This window comes from Roseibium sp. RKSG952 (genome assembly GCF_009711355.1).
The window spans coordinates 1-5,870 of sequence record NZ_SMMF01000728.1 but is presented as its reverse complement, the minus strand read 5'-3'; the positions used below and the strand labels follow the sequence as shown (position 1 = coordinate 5,870).

Annotated in this window: 6 protein-coding genes and 1 pseudogene; 5 read left to right on the top strand and 2 right to left on the bottom strand. The window is 56.6% G+C overall.

The features are described from left to right. The coding region (locus tag E1297_RS49730; protein WP_209015648.1) for a hypothetical protein at positions 1–245 on the top strand (245 nt) is incomplete at its 5' end. A gap of 74 nt (positions 246–319) precedes the next feature. Here E1297_RS49730 and rnd read toward each other — a convergent pair. Beyond that, positions 320–1,495, bottom strand: a complete 1,176-nt coding sequence (gene rnd / locus E1297_RS04920; RefSeq protein ID WP_155134655.1) for a ribonuclease D — start codon at positions 1,493–1,495, stop codon at positions 320–322. 163 nt (positions 1,496–1,658) lie between these two features. Here rnd and E1297_RS04915 point away from each other — a divergent pair, with 163 nt between their 5' ends. After that, a complete protein-coding gene (locus E1297_RS04915) occupies positions 1,659–2,282 on the top strand; it encodes a ParA family protein (protein ID WP_209015647.1) in 624 nt (207 codons plus the stop codon). A 137-nt stretch (positions 2,283–2,419) separates the two neighbouring features. Here E1297_RS04915 and E1297_RS04910 read toward each other — a convergent pair whose 3' ends face one another. Beyond that, positions 2,420–3,199, bottom strand: coding sequence for a hypothetical protein (locus E1297_RS04910; protein ID WP_155134653.1), 780 nt, complete (start codon positions 3,197–3,199; stop codon positions 2,420–2,422). A gap of 389 nt (positions 3,200–3,588) precedes the next feature. Between E1297_RS04910 and E1297_RS04905 the strand changes: the two genes are divergently transcribed. From E1297_RS04905 to E1297_RS04895, 3 genes and pseudogenes are all read left to right on the top strand, one after another. Further along, positions 3,589–4,983: an SEL1-like repeat protein gene (locus E1297_RS04905; RefSeq protein WP_155134650.1), complete on the top strand. Its 1,395-nt coding sequence runs from the start codon at positions 3,589–3,591 to the stop codon at positions 4,981–4,983. A gap of 84 nt (positions 4,984–5,067) precedes the next feature. Further along, positions 5,068–5,517, top strand: a complete 450-nt coding sequence (locus E1297_RS04900) for an Rrf2 family transcriptional regulator (RefSeq protein ID WP_155134647.1) — start codon at positions 5,068–5,070, stop codon at positions 5,515–5,517. Further along, positions 5,514–5,843 (top strand): annotated as a pseudogene (locus E1297_RS04895) (FAD-dependent oxidoreductase); the annotation flags it as partial. The gene E1297_RS04900 and the pseudogene E1297_RS04895, both read left to right, overlap by 4 nt. Positions 5,844–5,870 lie beyond the last annotated feature (27 nt).

Below are 5,870 nucleotides of genomic sequence, written 5' to 3'. Positions count from 1 at the left end.
GTCGGATTTTCGAGGACTCGGAGTATATCTACCTGACAGCCACTGCTCGCGAGAGCAAATGGTGCGGCCCTGATCATTTTTTGGCTCAAGCGCATTTGAAGGATGATGCCTGGTTTTTTAGCTTCTTGGAGCGGGGCCGCCAATTACCGCAGCTGTCGCGCTTCAAGGCATCGCACCTCGATCAGCTTGAGCGTTGGCCTGGGCAGATGTGCTCCGGCAGTTCAGTGTCCGGCTGGGCGTATTGACCAGTCGAAGCCGTTTGGCTGGGGGCGATCGAGTGCCGCCAGCCAAAGACATCTGATTGTCAAATTGTTCCGGCCTATTCGGCGGCTTCGGTGCTTCTGTTGATCTGGTCTACGGCAATGATTTGCCGTTCGCGGAAAGCAAGGGCGACCTCGCCACGTTTCAGCTTGAGGGCAACTTCACCGAACAGCTCCCGCCGCCAGCCTTTAAGGGCGTCGACATCTGCATTGTCGTCAGCTGCAATCTTTTCCAGATCATCCACCGTGGCAATGACCTTGGCCGCAACCCCGTGCGCTTCACTGACCAGCTTGAGCAGGACTTTCAGAAGGTCAACGGCTGCCGCCGATCCGTCTGGGGCAGGCCGACCCTTGGGGAGCCGGGGTATCTGCTCCTTTGGCAGGGCCAGTGCCGTCTTGACCGCTTTCAGGATTTCGTCCGCTGACTTGGAGCGTTCAAACCCCCGCGGAATCGTCCTGAGACGCCCGAGAGCTTCGGGGGTGTCCGGTTGCTGAGCTGCGATTTCGTAAATCGCGTCGTCTTTGAGAACACGGCTGCGCGGGACGTCACGGCCCTGCGCCTCGCGTTCGCGCCAGGCGGCCAGCTCCATCATCACGGCCAGTTCGCCCGGCTTGCGCACGCGCATCTTCAGCCGTTGCCATGCCTTGGACGGTTCTGTCTGGTAGGTCTCTTGCGAGGTGAGGATCTTCATCTCGTCCTGGACCCAGTGGCTGCGGCCCTGTTCTGCAAGATTGGCTTTCAGGAACTGGTAGACTTCACGCAAATGCGTGACATCTGCCAAGGCATAGTCGAGCTGCTTGCGTGTCAGGGGGCGCCGCGCCCAGTCGGTGAAGCGGGACGACTTGTCGATTCGCGCGCCGGTAACCTTGTAGACGAGCTGGTCATAGGAAATGGAATCACCAAAGCCGCAGACCATTGCCGCGACTTGGCTGTCGAACAGCGGGGCAGGAATCAGTTTGCCCAGATGATAGACGATCTCGATATCCTGCCGTGCCGCGTGGAACACCTTGACCGTTGTTTCGTCGCCCATCAGGTCGAAAAACGGTGCAAGGTCAAGACCTTCGGCCAAGGCGTCGACAATATATGCGTGGTCCGGCCCCGCCATCTGAATGACGCAGAGCTTCGGCCAGAAAGTGCTTTCCCGCAAGAATTCCGTGTCGACCGTGACATAGTCATGGGACGCAAGGTTTTGGCAGGCCGCAGTGAGGTCTTTTGTCGTTGTAATCACATCCATGGTGATCGAGAGCTATACCTCAGTCCTGCCGCTTTGTCGCCACGAAATCCCTGATTGAGATGAAAAAGACACTTGAATAAGCGCAAATTGTGCGCCTATTCTCGGGCCAATCTAAAGAATCCGCGAGATCGTCAGGTCTCGCAAGAAGGACGGGAGGGCCGGAGTGCGCAAGATCCTGGTCGTGAATTCAAAAGGCGGTTGCGGCAAGACGACAATTGCAACGAATCTGGCTGTAGCACTGGCGAGCAGGGGGGATGAGGTCGCGCTGGCCGATGCGGACCGGCAGAAGTCGAGCCTGTCATGGAGCAAACGCCGCCCGAAGCACTTGGCGTCTGTCGAGGGACTCAACTGGACCAAGGTCGAGGCGATCGGCAGCAAGACGAAAAAGCTGGATGCGGTTGTGATCGACGGCCCGGGCGGATTGCGCAGCGAGTTGGCCCGGACCCTGATCGCTGAAGCCTCCGATATTGTCGTGCCGGTTCTGCCCTCCGCCTTTGACTGGGACGCGACCCTGAAGTTTCTGGACGGCATCTCCGAGATCAAGCGGGTGCGGAAGGGAAAGTCCGAAATTCATCTGGTTGCCAACCGGATCAACCGCAGTTCGACGCAGGTGGCCGAACTTGAGAAGAGACTGGCCAAGCGCGGTTATCCGGTTCTGTGCCGGATTTCCGACCGGGTGCTCTATGCCCGGCACGCGGCGGAAGGCTCGGGCATTTTCGACTTCCGTGATGCGCGGACCAGCGATGTGCGCACCCAATGGCACCCCTTGCTGCAAGTGGTCGATTGACTGGGGTCCCTATCAGACTTGACGGCATTCCGCATCATCATCCGATTTGATGCAAGCATCCGCCACGCCGCGCGTGGCAGGTAATCCTGTGGGCGGCCTCCGGAAACAAGCTGCATAATTTGGAAAAGGCAACCCGCTTATCGGAAACCGCCCCGTATCCGCAGCATTGGGGCCTGAAGACATTCGGCCGTACTTGATGCCAATGGCATGTTTCGGAACTCGGATGGTTTGGTCAAATCTCTTTGTCGTTGCACCTGCGGCCAGTAATCCCGTCTAAACACGTCTCCATAGGCAAGCAGGGCCGGAGAGATCTCTAAACCTGGCCGCAATGGCCTGAGCATCAAAACACAGTTCGGCTGTGTTCCGGAGATGGTGGTTTTGTATCGCTCGGCAAAAGCGGGTGGCGAGATCGCATCGAAGCCATGGTATTTGTACAGCTTGTCCAAGCGCCTTGGACTGAGCGCTGGCGCTATGATTGCAAAATCCATTTTCAACAAGCGAAGAATGGCAATCATGACCGCACGAATGAAAGGAACATATTTGTTTTTTACACTGTCGTTCAGGATAAGGAGTGTGGGGTAACCGATTGGGGTATGTTGCCGGATAAGCTCCAAAGGTGGCATGTCCTGATGTGATCTGAGCAGGGTATGCAATCGGCCTTCAGGGTTTTCTTGCCCGTCGACAACGAACCCTCCGGAGACTTGTCCCTTGTAGCGAAAAATCGTGAAGATTGCCGTTTCGAAAAGGGCCCGCCTTTGCGCTGGTCCGATTGCCCAGCCATAATCGGTGACAAATGCCCGGTCGACCATGTCAAGGTACTCATTTCGTTGATGGGATTTTTGATCGATGACAGCATTGAAGTTGTCATCGAACTGAAAGCAGGTGCCGTGGAGTGTATCGCGTTTTATGTTTTGCATCCTGCGTGCCTCCAATGTGCATTTGAAGTGAGAATAGGTAAAAAGAAGTCTTTATAAAATAAATCAGGGATGGTTTTTTATTCATGGTTTAATTGTCATAAGTCGCATTGTGATTAATCATTATCACCTATCGGCCGAGTTGGCTGTTTGTTACTCTTTGAGAATATCCTTCAATTTGCTTGCGGCGGAAGTGTCTGTGCCTTTCGGGGGCAGGCATGTAAAAAAATATCAGTAAAAAACCATAAAGCCCTTTGGGGGTTCGCGATGTTTCGGTTAGGATTCCTCAGGGATTCGGAATAACTGCAAAATCGATATGTGAGCCATGCAGACCGGCGCTGGTCTTGGGCAATGGCGGCCCAAGCCGATTACGGGTGGTGGGGGTATTATTCGTGGGAAAATCTCGGCTTTCGCAGGCCGCTGCCGTCTTGGGTCTATCACTCGTTGCCGGGTTGGTAACGCTTTATACGTCTCCCCCGGCGCAGAGTTACGTCGGAAGCTGGTTGTATGAGCGTAAATACTATGGCGCCGCCGCATTTCTGTTTCGCAAAGCCTCCAGAAGCTGGCTGGTTAACGCGCGCTACAATTTTGCCCTGATGCATTATCGGGGACTTGGTGTCCCGCGAGACAATTTTGCTGCACTGGGCTTGCTGAGGTCTGCCGCAGACGATGGATATGCGCCCGCGCAGCACATGTTGGGCCTGCTCCATGCGGAGGGCAGAGTTGTTACGCACAGCTATGAACGCGCAGCTGTATGGTATCGCAAGGCTGCAGAGCAAGGCTTTGCAGAGGCGCAAAGCGATTTGGGCGTCCTCTATGAAAACGGATGGGGTGTTCCGGGCGATCCTGAAAGCGCTGTTGCCTGGTACCGGAGAGCGGCAGACCAGGGGCTTGCAAGCGCACAAACCAATCTCGGAGCGATGTATGATAGCGGTCAGGGTGTCGATAGGGATTATGCGCAAGCGCTTGCCAATTACCGCAAGGCCGCAGAGCAAGGTTTTGCCATCGCACAGTACAATCTTGGGGTGGTCTATCACGAAGGCCGCTTGGCAGCGCAGGATTATCAGCGTGCTTTGGAGTGGTACAGGTTGGCAGCGGAGCAGGGCTTGGCCGCAGCACAAAGCAATCTCGGGGTGATGTACCAAAACGGCTGGGGCGTGGAGCAGGACATCGGCCTTGCGGCAGCGTTCTATCAGGCTGCCGCCGGTCAGGGGCTGGCACGCGCCCAATTCAATCTGGGTTTTCTGTATGAGCGTGGCGAGGGGGTCGTGCGGGATCTTGAGCGTGCCATGACCCTGTACCGGCAAGCTGCTGCCCAGGGGTATGTGTTGGCCCAGCACAATCTTGCGATGGGGTATTTTGGCGGTACCGGCGTTTTGCAGGATGACCAACAGGCGTTTGACTGGTTTGGATTGGCGGCCGAACAAGGCTTTGCGTCCTCCCAGCACAATCTTGCGTATCTCCTGGAGACCGGGCGCGGTGTGGATCAGAATGTTCAGCTGGCTGCGGAGTGGTATCAGAAAGCAGCGGCTCAAAAATTCCATTTGTCGCAGACCAAACTTGCCAACCTTTATTTGACCGGAAACGGTGTGCCGCAAGACTACCGGCAAGCCTATGCCTGGTATTTTCTGGCGGCGGAAAATGGCAATGCGGATGCGGCTGTCTGGCGGGAAAAGGTATCGAATCTTCTAACATCGGAAGAGTTGCAGCAAGCCCGTGAGATGGCTGCGGGGCTGTTGCAGCGCATCGGCGCAACCAACCCGAACCAGCTGGCCTTGAGGAGTTGAGGCCGGCCTGAAGCGATCTTTATGCGGCCGACAACTGTTGAGGCCAATCGTGACGTCTGATACTTATGTAACTACGTTTGTTACATGAAAAGAGATAGCCGCCTTTCCTCCGTTTTGCACGCCCTTATGCACATGGCCGACCAGGACCGGCCGATGACGTCAGAGGCGTTGGCGCAGTGCATGGGCACAAACCCGGTCGTTGTCCGCCGTACCATGGGATTGTTGCGCGAGTGCGGGATTGTGACCTCCAGCCGGGGTCACGACGGTGGTTGGCGGATTGCTGTCGACCTGTCGGCAGTCTCGCTTCACCAGCTCCACGAGGCTCTCGGCGAACCGGCTATCTTTGCAATCGGCAACCGGAGCGATACGCCCGAATGCCTTGTCGAGCAGGCGGTCAACGCGGCGCTTGATGATGCGTTCGCCGAAGCCGAAGCGCTGCTGCTTGAGCGGTTCCGCAAGATCACACTTGCCGATCTTGCAATGGAATTTACCGAGCGATTTGACGTTTTGCGCAATCGAGGGAATAGAACATGAAACACGACGTGATTGTGATCGGCGGGAGCTATGCCGGCATGGCATCCGCCCTGCAGCTTCTGCGCGCCCGCAAGGATGTTCTCGTGATTGACGCCGGGGTCCGGCGTAACCGATTTGCCAGTCACTCGCACGGGTTCCTCGGGCAGGATGGCGCGGACCCGGCAGAGATCGCCACAAAGGCCAGGCGCCAGCTCGAGGCCTATCCGACCCTCAACTGGGTCGATGGCGTGGCGGTTGCGGTCGCGGGCGAAAGGGACCGGTTTTTCGTTGCCACGTCGGATGGCTCCATCCACAATGGTCGCCGCGTTCTGTTTGCGACCGGTGTAATACCAAGTCTCAGATGAAGTGACTCA

What these genes read in the sequence shown, in the direction of transcription:
- rnd (WP_155134655.1), bottom strand. Translation starts at nt 1,495, where the DNA reads ATGGATGTGATTACAACGACAAAAGACCTCACTGCGGCCTGCCAAAAC.
- E1297_RS04910 (WP_155134653.1), bottom strand. Translation starts at nt 3,199, where the DNA reads ATGCAAAACATAAAACGCGATACACTCCACGGCACCTGCTTTCAGTTC.
- E1297_RS04900 (WP_155134647.1), top strand. Translation starts at nt 5,068, where the DNA reads ATGAAAAGAGATAGCCGCCTTTCCTCCGTTTTGCACGCCCTTATGCAC.